General features: G+C 48.4%; 16 protein-coding genes. 14 read left to right on the top strand and 2 right to left on the bottom strand.

The annotated features are described in order from the left end of the window. Nucleotides 1-262: 262 nt before the first annotated feature. The 12 genes from QZV76_RS01050 (at nt 263) to QZV76_RS00995 (ending at nt 16422) form a co-directional block, all read left to right on the top strand. Entirely contained in the window at nt 263-2509 is a 2247-nt protein-coding gene (locus QZV76_RS01050; RefSeq protein WP_290595383.1) for a polyribonucleotide nucleotidyltransferase, read from the top strand. A 477-nt stretch (nt 2510-2986) separates the two neighbouring features. Continuing rightward, a complete protein-coding gene (locus tag QZV76_RS01045) occupies nt 2987-4705 on the top strand; it encodes a sodium:solute symporter family protein (RefSeq protein WP_290595382.1) in 1719 nt (572 codons plus the stop codon). A 12-nt stretch (nt 4706-4717) separates the two neighbouring features. Next, a complete protein-coding gene (locus QZV76_RS01040) occupies nt 4718-5053 on the top strand; it encodes a hypothetical protein (protein WP_290595381.1) in 336 nt (111 codons plus the stop codon). Nucleotides 5054-5188: 135 nt separating this feature from the next. Then, nucleotides 5189-6370 carry a galactose-1-phosphate uridylyltransferase gene (gene galT, locus QZV76_RS01035; RefSeq protein WP_290595380.1) on the top strand — a complete coding sequence of 394 codons (1182 nt, stop codon included), beginning with the start codon at nt 5189-5191 and terminating at the stop codon, nt 6368-6370. After that, nucleotides 6367-7671: a galactokinase gene (gene galK / locus QZV76_RS01030; RefSeq protein WP_290595379.1), complete on the top strand. Its 1305-nt coding sequence runs from the start codon at nt 6367-6369 to the stop codon at nt 7669-7671. The genes galT and galK overlap by 4 nt, the downstream gene beginning before the upstream one ends. Nucleotides 7672-7786: 115 nt before the next feature. Continuing rightward, nucleotides 7787-8542, top strand: a complete 756-nt coding sequence (gene dapB, locus QZV76_RS01025; RefSeq protein ID WP_290595378.1) for a 4-hydroxy-tetrahydrodipicolinate reductase — start codon at nt 7787-7789, stop codon at nt 8540-8542. Then, a complete protein-coding gene (thyX, locus tag QZV76_RS01020; protein WP_290595377.1) occupies nt 8539-9288 on the top strand; it encodes an FAD-dependent thymidylate synthase in 750 nt (249 codons plus the stop codon). Before dapB ends, thyX begins: the two co-directional genes overlap by 4 nt. 109 nt (nt 9289-9397) lie before the next feature. Further along, complete coding sequence (gene dapA, locus QZV76_RS01015) at nt 9398-10306, top strand: 4-hydroxy-tetrahydrodipicolinate synthase (protein WP_290595376.1); 909 nt, start codon at nt 9398-9400, stop codon at nt 10304-10306. 173 nt (nt 10307-10479) lie between these two features. Continuing rightward, nucleotides 10480-12348: a ribonuclease J gene (locus tag QZV76_RS01010; protein ID WP_290595375.1), complete on the top strand. Its 1869-nt coding sequence runs from the start codon at nt 10480-10482 to the stop codon at nt 12346-12348. Nucleotides 12349-12482: 134 nt separating this feature from the next. Next, entirely contained in the window at nt 12483-15035 is a 2553-nt protein-coding gene (locus tag QZV76_RS01005) for a DNA translocase FtsK (RefSeq protein WP_290595374.1), read from the top strand. Nucleotides 15036-15087: 52 nt separating this feature from the next. Continuing rightward, a complete protein-coding gene (locus QZV76_RS01000; RefSeq protein WP_290595373.1) occupies nt 15088-15237 on the top strand; it encodes a hypothetical protein in 150 nt (49 codons plus the stop codon). 30 nt (nt 15238-15267) lie between these two features. Further along, nucleotides 15268-16422: a TerC/Alx family metal homeostasis membrane protein gene (locus tag QZV76_RS00995; RefSeq protein ID WP_290595649.1), complete on the top strand. Its 1155-nt coding sequence runs from the start codon at nt 15268-15270 to the stop codon at nt 16420-16422. A 97-nt stretch (nt 16423-16519) separates the two neighbouring features. On the opposite strand, the gene QZV76_RS00990 is transcribed toward QZV76_RS00995, so the two are convergent. Together QZV76_RS00990 and QZV76_RS00985 are read right to left on the bottom strand one after the other, a co-directional pair. Next, a complete protein-coding gene (locus QZV76_RS00990) occupies nt 16520-16807 on the bottom strand; it encodes a YciI family protein (RefSeq protein ID WP_187398171.1) in 288 nt (95 codons plus the stop codon). A gap of 3 nt (nt 16808-16810) precedes the next feature. Beyond that, nucleotides 16811-17317, bottom strand: coding sequence for an amino-acid N-acetyltransferase (locus QZV76_RS00985; RefSeq protein ID WP_290595647.1), 507 nt, complete (start codon nt 17315-17317; stop codon nt 16811-16813). A 105-nt stretch (nt 17318-17422) separates the two neighbouring features. On the opposite strand from QZV76_RS00985, the gene pgsA reads away from it, so the two are divergent. Together pgsA and QZV76_RS00975 are read left to right on the top strand one after the other, a co-directional pair. Continuing rightward, the gene (pgsA, locus tag QZV76_RS00980; RefSeq protein ID WP_290595372.1) at nt 17423-18082 is read left to right on the top strand and encodes a CDP-diacylglycerol--glycerol-3-phosphate 3-phosphatidyltransferase; all 660 of its coding nucleotides are present in this window, start codon (nt 17423-17425) and stop codon (nt 18080-18082) included. A 3-nt stretch (nt 18083-18085) separates the two neighbouring features. Then, a complete protein-coding gene (locus tag QZV76_RS00975; RefSeq protein ID WP_290595371.1) occupies nt 18086-18571 on the top strand; it encodes a nicotinamide-nucleotide amidohydrolase family protein in 486 nt (161 codons plus the stop codon). Nucleotides 18572-18606 lie beyond the last annotated feature (35 nt).

Here is an 18606-nt window from a genome sequence, read left to right as displayed (position 1 = left end):
CTATCCCCACTGAGTTATCACGGTGTTTGCTACACTAGGGATGTCATATAGGCCCTTATTGTGGCCATCCATTGGAGTTACCCACGTGTGAACGGTCCTCGGTGGTGGTTGTCGGACAAGCGCTTTCGACATAATTCTTGTGACGCGATAAAAGACGAGAAAAATGTGTCACACAAGAAAGTAGAAAGAAAGATTCCGGCAGCTTCGATCGATGACCATGTTTTCGGCGGAGTAGCTCCCAGACGAAAGATGTATATCTCTTATGACTGAACTCCGTGAGTTCGAAGTGGAAGAGGGAGTTTTTGAAACCGAAACCACTATCGATAACGGTGCTTTTGGCACACGCACTATTCGTTTTGAAACCGGTCGCCTAGCAAAACAGGCCGCAGGTTCAGCCGTCATCTATCTCGATGATGAAACTATGATGCTGTCCTGCACCAGCGCTTCTAAGCAACCCCGTGAAGGATTCGATTTCTTCCCCCTCACCGTTGATGTGGAAGAGCGTATGTATGCGGCAGGACGTATCCCCGGCAACTTTTTCCGTCGCGAGGGTCGTCCCACCACCGATGCCATTCTTACCTGCCGTCTTATCGACCGTCCGCTACGCCCAAGCTTCGTCGCTGGCCTCCGCAATGAGGTACAGATAATTGTCACGATGTTAAGCCTGCGCCCAGGCGATATTTACGACTGTGTTGCTATTAATGCTGCCTCGTGTTCTACCCAGCTAGCTGGACTACCATTCTCGGGTCCGGTTGGTGGTGTCCGTATTGCTCTTATTCCCACTGAAGACAATCCCGAGGGACAGTGGGTGTGTTTCCCAACTGTAGAGCAGCTCAAGATGGCTGTCTTCAACATGGCTGTAGCTGGCCGTATTGTTTCTGAAGACGATGGCACGGGTAAGCCAGAAATCGCAATTATGATGGTAGAAGCCGGTGCAACGGAAGACGTTGTTGAACTTGTTGCCGGTGGTGCACAAGCACCAACAGAAACTGTCGTTGCGGGTGGTTTGGAAGCCGCTAAGCCCTTCATTGCCCAGCTCTGCCATGCTCAGCAGCAGCTTGCTAGTGTTGCTGCCAAGGAAACCGGTGAATTCCCACTCTTCCCAGCGTATGAAGATGACTCCTTCGCCGCTGTCGAAAAAGCTGCTAAAGCGGAATTGGAAAAGATTTACACCATTGCCGATAAGCAGGAACGTGAAGCTGCTGATACCGCTCTGAAAGAAAAAGTCTATGAGGAATTGGCAGAAGAATTCGAAGGCCGGGAGAGCGAAATCGGTGGGGCATATAAAGCCATCACAAAGAAGATCATTCGCCAGCGCATTCTGAAAGATCACTTCCGTATTGATGGTCGTGATGTTACTGATATTCGTGCTCTTTCCGCCGAAGTTGAGGTCGTTCCACGGGCTCATGGGTCGTCTCTCTTCGAGCGTGGAGAAACTCAGATTATGGGTGTTACCACTCTTGACATGCTGAAGATGGAACAGCAGATTGATTCTCTCGGTCCTGATGAGAGCAAACGTTACATTCACCACTACAACTTCCCCCCGTATTCCACTGGTGATACAGGCCGCGTTGGTACCCCGAAACGTCGTGAAATTGGCCATGGTGCCTTAGCGGAACGCGCTCTCCTCCCCGTCATTCCTTCGCGTGAGGATTTCCCCTACACTATTCGTCAGGTTTCTGAAGCTCTCGGTTCTAACGGTTCTACCTCGATGGGTTCCGTCTGTGCTTCAACCATGTCCCTGTTGAATGCGGGAGTTCCCCTTAAAGCTCCTGTTGCCGGCATTGCTATGGGGCTTGTATCAGATGAAGTTGACGGCAAGATGCAGTACCAGGCACTGACTGACATTCTTGGTGCTGAGGATGCCTTCGGTGATATGGACTTTAAGGTTGCTGGCACCGAGGACTTCATTACTGCTTTGCAGCTCGATACAAAGTTGGATGGTATTCCTTCACAGGTGCTCGCTGGAGCATTGACACAGGCTCGTGATGCCCGCCTTACCATTCTGGATGTTATGAGTGAAGCAATTGATGGCCCAGACGAGATGAGTCCTTACGCTCCACGTATCACCAGCGTTAAGATTCCCGTCGATAAAATTGGTGAAGTCATTGGGCCTAAGGGCAAGCAGATCAACACTATTACGGAAGAAACTGGCGCCAATATCTCTATTGAGGACGATGGCACCGTCTATGTTTCAGCTACAAACGGTGAATCCGCACAGGCTGCGATCGATCGCATCAATGCCATTGCCAATCCACAGCTTCCTAAGGTAGGGGAGCGTTTCCTCGGCACTGTCGTCAAGACAACCGCTTTCGGCGCATTTGTGTCACTGCTGCCTGGTCGTGATGGCCTTGTCCATATCTCTAAGTTGGGTAAGGGTAAGCGCATTGCCAAGGTTGAAGATGTTGTTAATGTTGGCGATAAACTCCAGGTGGAAATTGCTGATATCGATAAGCGTGGAAAGATCTCTCTTATTCCCGTCGATGATAATGCGGATACCAAGAAGTAACGTCTAGGCGTTTATCTGTTAGTGGGGCGCACGCTTCAGTAGCAGTGGGTAACGACATACAATAATAGGGAAGTCCCGATCCATATTCTGTGGATCGGGACTTTCTTTTCTTTCTTGTCTTTTTAGCTTTGTATTTGGCAAGCAGTTTACTGGAACGATTCTTCTATTTTTTCGTGGTGTTGTTCCTTATACGATCTAGAAAGCCCAGCTAATCCCTATCTTATGCATGATGTCACTGTGAATACAGCACAAGAAAACGATTCAGAACTTGCTTTATTAGTTGCCACGCATTCTTCTCAGTAATGCGTGGACTGTTAGTGTATTTTCGTCTGAGCAAAATGCTCGGTACCCAAGGTGTGCTTCTATGGACACCGCTTTAACGACATTAACGTCCGGTCACGCCCTCGCTTGAGATGTGTAACAAACCATGCTGGTTTGTTGTGTATTGAGAGTGATAAGGACGGCTTAAGGAGACCAATGATCCTCGCTCAAGGTGCGGTAGACTACAGGCTGGATGCCGTCTGGGTGGACTACCTGATTATCGCCATTTATTTCTGCTTTATTTTGGGCATCGGTATGCTTGCTCGACGTAAAGTCTCAAGCAGTATTGACTTTTTCCTGTCGGGGCGCAATCTTCCGGCATGGGTAACTGGTTTGGCATTCATTTCCGCGAATCTGGGTGCTACTGAATTGATGGGTATGTCCGCTACTGGTGCTCAGTACGGGTTCCCCACATTCCACTATTACTGGGTAGGTGCTATTCCGGCTATGCTCTTCCTGGGCGTAGTCATGATGCCGTTCTACTACGGTTCCAAAGTACGTTCCGTACCAGAGTTCATGTATGAACGTTTCGGTATTGGTGCTCACTTAGTGAACTCCATTTCGTTTGCACTTTCGCAGCTCTTTATTGCGGGCACAAACCTGTATCTGTTGCAGTTTGTCGTGAATCGTCTTTTTGGTCTACCGATGTGGGTCTCGCTCATCATCGGTGCCGTCGTGGTGCTCGCATACATTACGTTGGGTGGCCTATCAGCCGCAATCTACAACGAAGTAATGCAGTTCTTCGTTATCGTGGCCGGTTTGCTTCCCCTTACTCTCATTGGTTTGCATCGTGTTGGTGGATGGAGCGGTCTAAAAGACAAAATTTCCAATGATGGACTGTTAGGCGATAAGCAGTTGCACACCTGGCCAGGTGAAGCATTGTCTGGCTTCAATAGCCCTGTCCTTTCCGTTATCGGTATCGTTTTCGGCCTCGGATTCGTCCTCTCATTTGGTTACTGGACAACGAACTTCGTTGAGGTACAGCGTGCAATGGCATCTAACACAATGGATTCTGCCCGCTGCACACCTATCATTGGCTCGTTCCCCAAGATGTTCATTCCGTTCATCGTGGTTTTGCCTGGTATGGTGGCCGCTGTTCTTGTCAATGAGATGGTTGAGTACAAGGGTATGGCCTATTCAATGGGTGCAGAAGCCGCTACGGATGCTTTCGACGGACTGAAGTACAACGACGCCATCTTGTTACTTATGCGCGACGTTCTTCCAAATGGTCTTCTCGGTCTCGTTCTTGCAGGTCTTTTGGCATCCTTCACCACTGGTATGGCAGCTAACATCTCCTCCTTTAACGCCGTCTTCACCTATGACATCTGGCAGCGGTATGTCAAGAAAGACAAAGACGATACGTACTATCTGAAGGCCGGTCGAATCGTCACAGTTGTTGCCACCATTATCGCTATTGGAACGTCTCTCCTGGCGGCTCGCTTCTCTAATTTGATGGACTACCTACAGACTCTGTTCGGGTTCTTCAACGCTCCGCTGTTCGCAACCTTTATTGTGGGCATGTTCTGGAAGCGTATGACACCTACAGCTGGTTGGGTTTCCCTGTTGGGAGGTACATTCTCCGCTATTATCGTCTTTGTTCTTGGACAAGTCGGCATCATTGATCTCCCTGGTCAGGGGCTAGCGTTCATGTGTGCTATTACGGCATTCGTCGTAGACGTATTACTAGCCGTGCTAGTGTCCCTGTGCACCAAGCCAAAACCTGCCAGCGAATTGGTGGGCTTCGTGTACTCCGAAACTCCTAAAGAGCACTTCCATGATCCACGCGATATTGGTCGCCCATGGTTCCGTCGTCCGGTACCACTGGCTATCATCTCGCTAGTATTGGTCATTGCTCTCAATATCGTCTTTGCTTAGGAGCGAATACTCATGGCTAAGAAGACTACCACTGCTGGTGCCTTTGACATCCGCAACATTATTGGTCTGCTACTCACCATTTTTGGTGTTATTCTCACCATTCTCGGTGGCGTCTCGTACGACGATGCAGATGCAGCTAAAACGGGAGACGTCAACATCAACCTCATTGTGGGAATTATCATCCTGGTAGTAGGCGTGTGTTTCCTCCTTTGGGCTAAAGCACATCCACAGGTCGTTCCCGCTGACCCGGATAGTATTCAAGAAGCAAACGAGATTAATGATGAAAAAGCCGTTTCAGGCGGCGATGCGTTTGTCTCTCTCGATGATAAGAATGACAAGAAAGCATAGCTTACAGGTCATATAGAAGTGAGCCCCACTCGTCATAACAAGTACTGTGCGAGTGGGGCTCACTTCATCATAATGAAGGCAGATAATCGTTAAAGTATCTCATGTAGTTTCGACATGTAGTTTTGAGGAGTACTAGTGTTCCACTCACCACACCAAGTAGAAATAAAATACACAAACAGTGGTACAACTCCGATTGTTAGAAAGACTACTACCACGCTATCCGATGGTCGTGAGTTAATTTATTTTGACGATTCCGAGCCATATCTAAGCGGGACAGCAACGCGTGAGCTACATGATGGTCGTCATCTTCCCAAGTCCACTCCGCTGAGCTCAATAAGAAGGGATCCTCTTACTGGGGAATGGACAGCTTTGGCTGCGCATCGTATGAATCGCACGTTTATGCCACCAGCCAATGAAAATCCCCTTGGTCCCACTCAGTCAGGGCAGCTTCCCACTGAAATACCTGCTGATGATTACGATGTAGTTGTCTTTGAGAATCGTTTTCCTTCATTTGCGCGAACTGCTTATCTTAATGAGGAATTACCGGGATACGTTGACAATATGGAGTTAGTACCCCAGGCTCCCGGACGTGGTCGTTGTGAAGTCGTGTGCTTTAGCCCCCACCCAACAGATAGTTTCTGCCAGCTCTCCCAGAGAAGAATTCGAACAATTATTGAGGCCTGGGCGGATCGTACTGAAGCCCTGTCAGCCCTCACGGGAATTGAACAGGTTTTTTGCTTCGAAAATCGTGGCCCAGAAATCGGTGTTACATTACAGCATCCGCATGGCCAGATTTATGCCTATCCATTCCTTCCACCACGTACACAAGCAATTCTGCGGCAGGCGCGTCAGTACTACGAGGATACGAGGCGGCAATTACAGCATGATGTCGTCATGGCTGAACTTGCTGCGAAAACACGTGTTGTTTGCGAAGGGGAGTACTGGTTCGCGTATGTTCCAGCGGCAGCGAAATGGCCACTAGAAGTTATGCTCGTACCGCGTCGCGATGTCCCAGATTTCCCGTCTTTATCAGAATCAGAAAGAGCAGAACTAGCAGTTATGTATCCTCGCTTACTGCGCCAAGTTGATAAATTCTTCCCTGGTATTGAGAAAACTGCCTATATCGCTGGATGGAATCAGGCACCTGTTCATGAGGGCCGTGAATTTGGGCGTCTCCATCTACAACTTTTTAGTTTGCGCCGTTCCCCCGACAAGATGAAGTACCTGGCTGGTTCTGAATCTGCTATGGGGGTGTGGATTAACGATACGACACCGGAACGTATCGCTGAACGACTTCGAGAGGTTGCTGAGAAATGAGTGATGTATTAACTGCTACTGCGGATAGTGCTGCACAGCTTTTTACAGATACCTATGGTCATCAACCAAAGGGTGTATGGTCTGCCCCCGGACGTGTCAACGTTATAGGCGAACATGTTGATTACGCAGGTGGTATCTGTTTACCTTTTGCACTTAACCGGCGTACATACTGCGCAGCATCCTCACGCAACGACGGTATTATTCGTCTTGTTTCGCTGCTTCCTGGCAGAAAGAAAGTTTTTCACTGGGAAGGTCGTATCAGTGATATCGGGCCGGGTCATCCGCGCAGGTGGCCAGGGTATCCCGCAGGTGTTATCTGGAGTATGTGGCAGGATGCCGCAACTATAGGAGTATCTCTGACGGAGACTTCCGGCTTTGATATGGCCTTTGTCTCTGATGTTCCTGTAGGGGCTGGTCTTTCCAGCTCTGCTGCAATTGAGTTGGCGACAGCGTGTGCTGTTTTTGATCTTGTTGGTCCGGGACTTGATAGCCTTTCAGAAGGTCGTAAAGATACGCCTTCACAGCACATCATTAAGGCGTGTATTCGTGCTGAAAATGAAGTTGTAGGTGCTTCCACTGGTGGGCTAGACCAATCCATTTCGTTTCGTGGGCAGGCTGGTAAAGCCTTGGAACTCGATATGGGGGAGGGTCTTATCTCTGATGTTCCCTTTGATCTTGCAGGGAACGGTTTAGCCATTCTCGTGATGAATACGAATGCACCCCATAATTTAGGTGATGGTCAGTATGCCTCTCGTCGCGCTATCGTCGATCGAGTTATGGAGGGATTACATGTTACTGAACCGCATCGCGAGCATAAATTAGTTGATCGAGCACTAGAGTGGACAGCGCAAGAACCAGAAGCTTCTGTTAAGGAAGAAAAAGAGGAATGGCTAGACTTGGTAGCTCGTCGTATGCGCCATATTGTCACAGAGTCGCGCCGTACAGAATCTCTTGTCACAGCGTTGCGTAAAGGTGCGTTGGGAAATCCTAAAGATAAAGATGCTGTGTGTGGGCTTGAGCAAATAGGTGGACTTATGACCGCCTCGCATGAGTCCTTGCGCGATGATTATGAAGTGAGCTGCCCAGAATTAGATAGTGCAGTGGATGCTGCTTTGGAGGCAGGGGCATGGGGTGCTCGCATGACCGGTGGTGGTTTTGGCGGTTCTGCTATTGCTCTTATCAATGCGGAAGATGTGGAAAAAGTTGAGGAAGCAGTCTTAGCAAGTGCACGTCAGCTCGGTCTTGCGACACCAACGTTCTTAGTCGCTATTCCCTGTGATGGAGCACGGCGAGAAAAGTAGCCAGGCGGCGTGTGAAGAGGAATGGTGTAGACGCAGAGTAGACTGGGGCAAAAAGATAGGTGAGTGTGATACTTACAGTTAGTGTTTGTGAAATCGGGGGAGAGAAGGATAGAAAATGACTGAAGTACATAAAGTTGGCGTCATAGGTGCTCTTGGACGAGTTGGCAAGACTATGTGCGAGGCTGTGAAAAATGCTTCTGACATGGAACTTGCTGCTGCTATAGATCGAGATGATGATCTCCAGACTCTCCTCGATAATAATGTTGATGTCATTATCGATTTCACTCATCCTGATGTTGTGATGGGTAACCTGGAATGGCTTATCAAGCATGGTATTCACTGTGTTGTGGGTACTACTGGTTTCACTGAGGAACGTCTTAACCAAGTACGAACCTGGTGCGCAGAAAATCCGGATGTTAGTGTGCTCATCGCCCCTAACTTTGCTATCAGTGCCGTCCTTTGCATGAATTTTGCTGAGCAGGCTGCTAAGTTCTTCGAATCTGTTGAAGTTATTGAACTGCACCATCCCGATAAAGCAGATGCTCCTTCTGGTACTGCCACAACAACAGCGCAGCGTATTGCGACAGCTCGACATGATGCCAACGTGCCCGATAGTCCGGACGCTACTACACAAAGCCTAGAAGGTGCGCGTGGTGCAACTGTCGATGGTGTCCACGTTCATGCGGTTCGTTTGCGTGGTCTTATTGCACACCAGGAAGTGCTACTTGGTGGTCCGGGGGAGACGCTGACAATTCGTCAGGATTCTATGGATCGAACTAGTTTCGTTCCCGGAGTATTGCTGGGTGTACGAGAGGTAGCCCAGCGGCCTGGTCTTACTTTCGGCCTTGATGAGGTGCTAGGACTAGCATGACCAATTTGGTCACGATGAGGGTACAGCTAGTTGCCTATACGCATTTTGATCCACCGACCGATTTAGGGTGGGAGACAGATGCGGAAGGCTCGGAGGCTCTCACTGAATTCGCGGGTCGCGCGTGTTATGAAACGTGGGATAAGCCGAATCCGCATACTGCCACAAATGCTGGTTATATTCGGCATGTGTTGGAAGTAGGACATGTTTCGCTGCTAGAGCATGCCAATGTAACGTTCTACATCACGGGTATTTCTCGTTCCTGTACGCATGAGTTAATTCGGCATCGTCATTTCTCGTATTCCCAGCTTTCCCAGCGGTTTGTTCCGGAGGAAGATTCTCTTGTTGTTCCTCCTCCCGCGCTTGTCGATGATCCTGAACTAGTGCAAGTGTTTACTGAGGCCGCAGAACGCAGTAAAGAGGCATATCGAAAGCTCTTAAAAGAGCTGGAGAAGAAGTTCGCAGATGAACCCAATGCCTTATTACGGCGGAAACAAGCACGTCAGGCTGCCCGTGCAGTGCTTCCTAACGCAACTGAAACACGTATTGTTGTAACGGGTAATCTGCGCTCGTGGCGTCATTTTATTGGTATGCGTGCTACTGAGTATGCGGATGTGGAAATTCGTCAGCTAGCAATTTCGTGTCTGCGGCAGCTACAAAAAATTGCTCCGACAGTTTTTGGTGATTTTGAAATTTCTGTCCTGCCTGATGGATCAGAAATTGCCACTAGCCCTTATGCAATGGATTAGCGATAAACAGTAAGCATGTACCGTAATTTAGGGAAGAAACGGGGCATCGGCAGGCCCAACATTGTCCAGGGTTCTTTGATCGAGAAGAGAAACGGGTAGTCTAAAACATATGACGAACGGAATGGTAAGTACTCGCGCTGCAGAGCATTTTGGAACTGTCCTTGTCGCAATGGTGACTCCCTTTGACAAGGATATGAAACTTGATGTTGATGCTGGTGTGAAGCTTGCCGCGAAACTTGTCGATGATGGATGTGACGGTCTGGTACTGGGAGGTACCACCGGAGAATCACCGACAACATCTACCGCCGAAAAATTGACCCTTATTAGAGAGGTTAAGAATGCTCTCGGTGAGCGTGCAAAAATTGTGGCAGGAGCTGGAAATTACAGTACAGATTCCTCTGTAGATCTTGCACAACAGTCTGTGAATGCGGGAGCTGATGCGCTTCTCATCGTTACCCCGTACTACTCCAAGCCTCCTCAAGAAGGCGTTTATCAGCATTTCAAGACAGTTGCGTCTGCTGTAGATGCTCCTATCATGTTGTACGACATTCCCGGGCGTACAGCTACTCCCATTGCGGAAGAAACTGCTATGAGATTGGCAGAAGTTCCGAATATTGTGGCTATTAAAGAAGCTAAAGGCGACTTAGCTGCGGGTGCCCGTCTGTATCAGAAGACAGAGTTAGCTCTTTATTCTGGGGATGATCCCATTAACATTCCATGGCTTTCTGTAGGAGCTACGGGGTTTGTTTCAGTCGTTGGACATTGTGCTGCGCGAACGCTACGAGATATGCGTACTGCTTTTGACCGTGGTGATCTGGCGGAGGCATTGCGTCTTAACTCCACTATGTTCCCTCTTAATAGGGCTATGGCGCGATCTGGGGGAGTCAGTTTTGCGAAAGCAGCCCTTGACATAATGGGTATGTCGGTGGGTAGCCCTCGTCTTCCGCAAGTGCCTCTATCAGATGAGGCACGAGACGCTCTCTTAGAGGATCTACGCCAGGCGGGTGTAGTGTCGTAGGTCGCAATGGGCGATTGTGCTGTATGTACGTTAGCCACTATGGCCTTATTTATTGGAAGGCAGTGGTACAGGGGGGATTCATGGGGGACTGTGCCGTTTGGCATATTTCTATACCGTTCGCGACGAAGATTGTCGCTCTATTCCCTTGGGGAATAATTAGTTGAAGGAAAAGTATGTCTAATACGAAACGTACCGGTCGTAAACGCGCTACGCGGCGCATGGGACCGCCACGGGAGAGCTCTGAGCTCACTGCTAAACCAAAAACTAAAAAAGCTAGGAAGAAATCATCACGGAAAAAGTATGTTGAGCCTAGCTACAGTGGTGTCCAAACAATGCAGGGAATGGATCTTTCCGAGCTTCTTCCCGCCCCTAAACCTCTTGCATCAGGGGCAATGAGGTTAGTTGCATTGGGCGGAGTATCGGAAATAGGTCGCAATATGATGACCTATGAATACGATGGCCATATTCTTATTTGTGACTGTGGTGTGTTGTTCCCCAGTGCGTCAGAACCCGGCATTGACCTTATTCTTCCCGACTTTAGCTATCTTGAAGACCGTCTTGACAGTATTGACGCATTAGTTCTTACACACGGTCATGAGGACCATATTGGGGCAATTCCTTTTCTTCTTAAACTCCGCCCTGATATCCCGATTGTGGGAAGCAAGTTTACGAATGCACTCGTAAAAGCCAAATGTGAGGAACATCGTTTACATCCTCAGTGTATTGATGTCACACGAGAGTCTGTCTACAAAACTGGACCTTTCGCCGTAGAGTTTTTCCACGTTAATCACTCCATTCCCGGAGCATTAGGCATTGTTGTAAAGTCTCCGGCTGGCGTCGTTGTACAGACTGGTGATATCAAAGTCGATCAGACTCCGAAGGATAATATTCCTACTGATCTACCGGCTCTTTCTCGTTTTGGCGATGATGGTATTGACCTCATGTTGGTCGATTCAACGAATGCGACTCACAAGGGATTAGCACCTAGTGAAGCGGAGATTGAACCGACATTGCGTCGGCTTATTCGCGATGCTGAACAACTCGTTGTTGTGGCATGTTTTGCCTCTAATGTAACGCGTGTACAGATGGTTGCAGATGCGGCAGTATCTGCGCATCGCAAACTTGCGTTGACGGGGCGTTCCATGGTGCGCAATATGGAAATTGCGCGAGAGATGGGACTTTTTACTATCGCTGAGGAGAATCTTATTGATGCTCAGGACATCGATAAGTATCGTCGCGATGAAGTTGTTGTCATGACTACTGGTACGCAAGGCGAAGCCATGGCGGGTCTGTCCCGTATGGCGCGTAGTGATCACCGTCAGGTGAGCTTACAAGAAGGCGACACAGTTATTATGTCGTCCTCTGTTGTACCAGGTAATGAAGAATCTGTTTATGGGATGCTAAATACCCTAGAACAGCGGGGGATTAAGGTTATTACTAACCATGACGCAAACGTTCACGTTTCGGGCCATGGTTATTCCACTGATTTGCTGTTCCTTTACAATGCTGCACGCCCTTCTAACGTTATGCCGGTACATGGTGAGTGGCGTCATCTGCGGTTCAACCATGATCTTGCTATTTCTACCGGAGTATCCCCAGAACGTGTTGTTATTGCTGCCAATGGTGTGTGCGTAGATCTTTTTGAAGGTCGCATAGCACTTGCTGGCCAGATACCGGTGGGGCACCTCTATGTTGATGGTCTCTCAACTGGTGACGTTAGTGAAGACGTGTTGGCAGATCGCGCCATTCTCGGAGAAGGAGGGTTCATTGCTGCCACAGTAGTTGTTGATCGACGCACAGGTCGCCCATTAGCCACACCACAGGTTATGGGGAAAGGCTTTACCGATGAGCCGGATGCTTTAGATGAGGTTCCGCAGCTAGTTGAAAAGACCTTACAGAAACTCGCAAAAGAGGCAGAAAACGATCCTTACCGGTTGGCGCAAGCTGTGCGGAGAACAGTGGGGAAGTGGGTTGCGAAAAAGTGGCGTCGCCGCCCCATGATTGTGCCTACGGTTATTATGGCTGAGCCACCGCAGAAATAACGGAACACGTTCTGTTAGCGGAGTTTTCTATAAAAGGCATGTTGCTCATGTTATTAGTGTGACTGTGCGAGCTACACTAATAACATCGCTATAGCCGGTAAGACACCATTGTAGGAGAGGATTCTACTTTTACTGTGAGCGCATCCCGTGCCCCAAAAAAAGGTCGCCGATCTGCTACTAATGCTGGTCGGCGTCCTAGTGCACGTCGAAAATCGAAACTGCCACAATCTCGACGTAGGCAAGCACAATCTTCGCAGGCTCGTCCGGTGCCATCTGCTTCTGATACAAGCCAAAGTTTTGGCGAAAAAGTTAAAAAAAGTTGGTCTGCGTTAACAGAAAAATGCCATAAAGGGTTTCATGCGATTAGTCGTGCAGGCGATATTGATGCCGGCCACGCCAGAGACGGATGGGCTCTTTTCTGCTTTGTTCTGGCTATTATTCTTGGAGTAATGCTGTGGGCACCGCTATCCGTGCCTGTCGGACGATACGTCTTGAGTGGGTTAAGCTACATTATCGGCACAGCAGTCCACCTCATCCCAGTACTTCTTGTCGGTGCAACGCTAGTATTGACACTCACTCCGCCCATTGCAGAAGAGCGACGCATACCTACAGGAGTAGGAGGATCTCTTCTTACCTGGTCTATCCTCGGTATTTGGCATATTGCCAGTGGACGAGCACAAACAATTGATGATGTACAAGGTGGAGCAGGCGTTCTTGGCTTTATTATTGGGGAACCCCTTGCTAAAGGACTTACCTCGCCGCTATCCATCATCATATTTTTAGCGGTTATATTCTTCAGTCTCCTGTTATTAACTAATCGTCGTATCCAAGATGTAGGACGATGGTTACGCAACACGTGGATGCGGGTCCGTCAGTGGTGTGAGGAACGCAAGCGTGACGATGACGACGATAGTGTAGACGAAGACGGCAATGATGATAATGATGAAGACAGCGACGAATTCTATGAAGAGGAAATAGAGTCTGAGGCTTCCTATCTTTCTCGAACTCCGGAGGAAAATTATCCTACGGAGGAAGACGCGCCTACGGAACTTGCCCTTATGCGTCAACAATGGCGTGAGCACATGTCCCAGTACGATGAGGATGAGCACGCTGAGGACAATAAAGAAACTCTGGATACTGCTGTACTGCCTGTACCATACGCAGATGATCGTGATGAAGACGATCTAGTGATGAGCACGGAGTTTTCTGATACGGACTATCAACTCCCCGATGCAGAGCTCCTCATTGCGGGTGAGCCTCCGCGTGGTCGTTCACACGCTAACGATCTTGTCATTGATGCCATCAATAGCGTCTTTGAACAATTTTCAATTGATGCCGCCGTCACCGGAATGAGCCGTGGCCCCACAGTAACGCGCTATGAAGTATCACTTGGGCCGGGAGTCAAAGTAGAGAAGATAACAGGCGTGCAACGCAATATTGCTTACGCTGTCGCCAACGACAATATTCGTTTGCTTGCCCCCATCCCCGGAAAATCTGCGGTTGGTATCGAGGTTCCCAATACCGACCGTGAGATGGTACGGCTTCACGACGTTCTGACATGCGATTATATGCTTCGCAATACTGATCCGATGATGATTGGTATGGGGAAGGATATTGAAGGCGGCTTCGTTTATTCTTCAGTGGAGAAGATGCCTCATCTTCTTGTAGCAGGTGCTACCGGCTCCGGTAAATCTGCTTTTGTGAACGCTACATTGATTTCAATGCTGGTGCGTTCTACGCCAGAACAGTTGCGTCTTATCTTAGTTGATCCAAAGATGGTGGAATTGACGCCCTATGAAGGTATTCCACATCTCATTACTCCTATTGTGACTCAGCCTAAAAAGGCTGCTGCTGCCTTGGAATGGCTAGTAGAGGAGATGGAACAGCGTTACAAAGATATGCAGGCTACGGGCACACGGAAGATCAGCGACTTCAACGCAAAAGTAATTTCTGGAGAAATTACTGCGCCGCTTGGGTCGGAGAGAGTATACAAACCGTATCCCCGCATTGTGTGTATTGTCGATGAGCTTGCAGACCTCATGATGACATCTGGCAAGGAAATAGAAGATTCCATTGTGCGTCTTACGCAAAAAGCTCGTGCGGCTGGTATCCATCTTATTCTCGCAACGCAGCGTCCTTCCGTTGATGTTGTGACGGGACTTATTAAATCTAACGTTCCTTCCCGACTGGCATTTGCAACATCGTCACTGACAGATTCACGCGTCATTCTGGATCAAGGTGGGGCAGAGAATCTTATCGGTATGGGTGATGCACTCTTTATCGCGCAGGGTGGACGTCCTGTCCGTATGCAAGGTGCGTTTGTGTCGGATGAAGAGATATACCGTGTTGTATCCTTTATCAAAGAGCAGGCGGAACCTGAATATACAGAAGGCGTTACGGAGCAGAAGAAGCAAGGCCGCGAGATTGATGAAGAGATCGGCAAGGATTTAGATGACCTCCTTGCCGCCACTGAGCTTGTTATCACTTCCCAATTCGGTTCCACGTCTATGCTTCAGCGCAAGCTACGTATTGGTTTTGCGAAAGCAGGACGACTTATGGATCTTATGGAATCACGTGGCATTGTGGGGCCGTCAGAGGGGTCAAAGGCCCGCGAAGTGCTAGTGAAGCCAGAAGAACTGGAGGCAGTAATGTGGTCACTCAAGGGTGGGGATCCATCCGATAACTGAAATGGCTAGTTGGAATCATCTAGTCCTGGAGAATACTTAGTACAAGCTTTTAGTGTTGTGTACACTGGAGCAAGTAGGAGGGGAGTATCCCAGTTCCGCACTCGTCGTCAACACGTTAGGTCCGCATTTAACCGGCGAACGGGCTCAGGGCATATCTGCTGAGGATGTGACCACTGAAGCGGGAGAGACCTCCGGAGAGTAGTGCGCTGTGCGCATCCCCGGAGGGAGTTTTGTGGACGTTAATGCCCTAACGTGGTTTATCAGCATATTAGTTATCATCGGATTTTTTGTCTTTGATTTCTTTTCACACGTTAAGACCCCACATGTGCCGTCATTAAAAGAAGCTGCATTGTGGTCAGTTTTTTATATTGTTGTCGCATGTATTTATGGTGGTTTTCTATGGTTCTTTTGGAAAGAACCAGGTAATCCCCATCAACATGGGATGGAATTTTTCGCAGGCTACGTCACTGAAAAATCGTTATCCGTAGATAATCTTTTCGGGTTCGCTCTTATTTTGGGTAATTTCCGTGTACCACCCAAATATCAGCAGAAAGTTCTCCTTATAGGTATTGCTCTTGCCCTTGCACTGCGTGCCATCTTTATCGGAGTTGGTGCTGCAGCTATTAGCGCGTGGGCGTGGGTGTTCTACCTCTTTGGTATTTTCCTGTTGTACATGGCTGTCAAAGTTGTTGTGGAAGAAGTTAAAGACGAAGAACCTAAACCTGTTAGTGAACAAGCACCAGTAAAACTTGCATCGAAAATCTTCCACGTTAGCAAGGAATTACATGGTGATCGATTAATGTTTCGACGCGGCGGGAAAGTAATGTTCACTCCGCTGTTCATTGCCTTAATTGCGATTGGCTTTACTGACTTAATCTTTGCCTTAGACTCCATCCCCGCTATTTTCGGTCTGACGAAGGAACCCTATATCGTCTTTATGACTAATGCTCTCGCTTTGTTGGGGTTGCGTCAGCTCTATTTCCTTCTTTATGGATTGCTTGATCGTCTCTCTTTTATGAGTTATGGACTATCCATTATCTTGGGATTCATTGGCGTTAAATTGGTCCTGCACGCACTACATGACAACAGGGTGCCCTTTATTAACGGTGGCCAGGCTGTTCACGTGTGGGAGCCGTCCATCACATTCTCACTACTGTTTATTGTCGTCGTTTTGCTGCTCACTATTATTGCGTCAGTTATTAAAAATGCGATAGATAAGCGTCGTGATGGAGCTGAAGATCCTGATCACTTACAAATGTCTGCAGAAACTCGTCAATTGAATGATCTGCACCAGCAAAGTTCTTCGCACGCCCTTGTTGATGTTGGTTGTGACGGGGATGAACCGCTTTTTCGCTGTATACATCGTAAAAAAGGGAAAGCCGTATAACTCGTATAACTACGGTGTAGCCGATAGTGAAGACAATAAGGGGAGCTTTCCTGATGGCACATAGTGGCGCAGGAAAGCTCCCTTTATTATGAAGTGTTTAGCAGTCGGTAAAAGCACCAATCACGGATTTCCACTCATCGCAGAAGCGTTCTGCGACCATGCCGTTGACATAAAATGGATCATGATTCATGAAGTGAAGAGCGTCGTCCTTATCCTGCGCTTTTACCAGAATAAGAGCGCCACTGCCGTCTGTTAACGGTCCGGAAGCAAGAACAATATCGCGTTGTGCACCTTCTCCTAAGTAGGCCCGATGCTGTGGACGTAGCTTATCCATCATTGCAGCATTTGCGTCATCATAGACATAGCGGAAAACGAAAACGGACATTGTTTACTCCTTGTCTACTCCTTGTGGTTTTATATGGGCCAGCATACGCGTGTTCCCCAATGTATTGGGTTTCACGGAAGAAAGGTCCAAAAATTCGGCTACACCGGCATCATACGACCGCAGCATTTGCTCATAGGTCGTTCGGCTTACTGGAGTTCCTTCTATTTCTTTAAATCCGTAGCGTGCGAAGAAATTAACTTCAAAGGTAAGAACGAAAACGCGTTCTAAATTCAGTTGGTGGGCTTTCTTCAATAGTGTGGTAACGATAGTGTGCCCGATACCATGGTGATGAGCTTTGGGATGGACAGCGACAGTACGTATCTCGCCTAAATCAGACCATAAGACGTGTAGCGCACCGCATCCAATAATGTGACCTGCGGATTCTACAACAACGTATTCTTGTAAAGCCTCATAGATATCAATGAGATTTTTCTCGAGCAAAATTTTCCCGGCGTAGATATCCACTAGAGCTTTAATCTCAGGTACATCATCTGTAGTTGCGGTGCGAATGTTGATGTTGGGTATATCGTCTGCCTGGGTATTTTCCATAGCAATTAGAATAGTCCTTCGGCAAAGTCTACGTAGGCAAGAGGGTTAGGATAGAGAGTAGAGGCGTTGAAGCGACGTAAAGGGTGGACCATGGCGGTAAAGGAAGAATCACAGGCAAAAGTATGGAATCTTCCTAACATTTTGACAGTGATTCGTATTATCCTCGTGCCTGTATTCTTGGTGGTGTTCTTTTGTGGAACGCCTACGTATAAAGCTCGCGCTTGGGCAGTCGTTATCTTCTGTGTAGCCATGGCGACAGATACTGCAGATGGTCGTATTGCTCGCCATTACGATCTCGTGACGAACTTCGGCAAAATTGCTGATCCTATTGCAGATAAAGCGATTATGGCTGCCTCGCTCATTAGCTTGAATGTTATCGGTAAATTGTGGTGGTGGGTTACCGCTATTATTTTGATTCGAGAAATCGGTATTACCGTTTGGCGATTCACTGTTCTTAAAGAGCGTATTGTTCCGGCTAGTCGCGGTGGAAAACTGAAAACGATGGTGCAGACTCTGGCAGTTTTTCTCCTGCTCATTCCTTATGACGGATGGCTAGAGTGGTGCGGTTGGATCGTCATGGGTGTCGCCGTGGTTCTCACCATTGTGACTGGTGTGGATTATCTATGGAAGGCTTATCATCCTTCCCCGGAAGAACCAGAGAATACGATAGCTGATAACGTCGGAACTGTTCCCCACACTGCTGTTAAGCTTGGGAAGCAAGGGTGAGTTATGGAGTGCTCGTCTTCCCTGGCACATGTTGTTATTAAAGAACTTACTGGGCAGAAACTCACTATAGCTGCGGCAGAATCGTTAACTGCAGGCTTATTCTGCGCTACTCTCGCTTCAGTTCCGGGAGCAAGTGCTGTTCTACGGGGTGGATTGGTCGTGTATGCGACTGATCTTAAACACCAATTAGCAGGCGTCTCTACGCAGACATTGCAGCGGGTTGGGGCAGTAGCAGAAGACACTGCTAGAGAGTTAGCTGTAGGGGCTAAAAAACAGTGCGGTGCGGATATCGGAGTTGGTCTTACCGGGGTAGCTGGTCCAACGAAACAAGATGGTCATCCTGTAGGAACAGTTTTTATAGGAGTAGCTTTACCGGAAATACCGGTATGTGTACGCCAGTATCATTTCACTGGTTCGCGCCAAGAAATCCGAGAGCAGAGCGTGTCAGCAGCTTTGTCCCTTGTACATGAGCATATACAGACACAATAATGCGGGAATTAATTTAGCAGCACCGTGGTTATAGA

Source organism: Lawsonella sp. (genome assembly GCF_011525565.1).
GTDB classification, from domain to species: domain Bacteria; phylum Actinomycetota; class Actinomycetes; order Mycobacteriales; family Mycobacteriaceae; genus Lawsonella; species Lawsonella clevelandensis_A.
The sequence above is the reverse complement of the archived record's forward strand: the minus strand, read 5'-3'. Positions and strand labels throughout refer to the sequence as shown.